Origin of the sequence: Vulcanococcus limneticus LL, assembly GCF_002252705.1 — a bacterium.
GTDB lineage: Bacteria > Cyanobacteriota > Cyanobacteriia > PCC-6307 > Cyanobiaceae > Vulcanococcus > Vulcanococcus limneticus.
Map to the genome: position 1 here is coordinate 1 of NZ_NQLA01000147.1, position 1,088 is coordinate 1,088.

The 1,088-nt window shown below is 66.5% G+C and carries 1 pseudogene; it reads left to right on the plus strand.

Features of this window, described 5'->3' with window-relative positions:
* A pseudogene (locus tag CJZ98_RS17815) lies at positions 1-1,088 on the plus strand (IS5 family transposase); the annotation flags it as partial.

The window sequence follows — 1,088 nt, forward strand, 5'->3', positions numbered from 1 at the left end:
CCGGTCCCCTGTTCTCCTACGTCTCCACCGAGGAGCGGATCCCCAGGGCCCATCCCCTGCGGCAGGTGCGGCGGCTGGCGGATCAGGCGTTGGATGGCCTCAACCCCACCTTCTGCCGGCTGTACCCCGAGGGTGGCAGACCCTCGATTCCGCCGGAGCAACTGCTGCTGGCCCTGTTGCTGCAGGCGATCTACGGCATCCGATCCGAGCGGATGCTCATCGAGCAGCTGGACTACAACCTGCTCTTCCGCTGGTTCGTCGGGCTCAACCCCGATGATCCCGTCTGGCATCCGACCACATTCACCAAAAACCGCGATCGGCTTCTCAACGAGGAGCTGATGGCCCGCTTCCTGGAGCTGCTGCTGGCGGCTCCAGAGGTCAAGCCGCTGCTGAGTTCCGAGCACTTCTCGGTGGATGGCACCCTGCTGCGGGCCTGGGCCTCCCACAGCTCGCTGGAGCGGATCGACGGACGTGACGACGATCCAGCACCGCCCAGTGGCGGCAAGGGATTCGGCGGGACTGCCCGCAAGGAGGCAAAGCGCTCCAGGGGAGATTTCCGCGGTCTGCTGCTCTCCAACCAGACCCACCGCTCCCGCAGCGACGGGGAAGCCAGGCTGTTCCGTAAGTCCAATGGCACTGGAGCATTCCCCAGCTATCTGGGCCACTGCCTGATGGAGAACCGCCATGGCCTGGTGGTGGCCAGCGAGGTGACCCCAGCCGATGGATACGGCGAGCGCGCGGCGGCGGTGCGGATGGCGCGTTCGCTGCCCGGCGCTCACCAGAAGACACTGGGAGCTGACAAGGGCTACGACACCAGGGATGTCGTCGCTGACCTGCGCCTCTCCGGCATCACGCCGCATGTGGCGCAGAACATCCAGAGTCGCCGCCGCTCGGCCATCGACGGCCGTACCGTCCGCCAGGCGGGCTACAGCCAGTCGATCCATGCCAGGAGGCGGATCGAGCAGGTGTATGAGCTCCGCTCGACTTCGTCTACGGCTGGATCAAACAGGCCGCCGGGTTGCGGCAGCTCAAGGCCAGAGGCCGCACCCGGGTCGGAGCGGTGTTCCGGTTGCATGTGGTGGCCTACA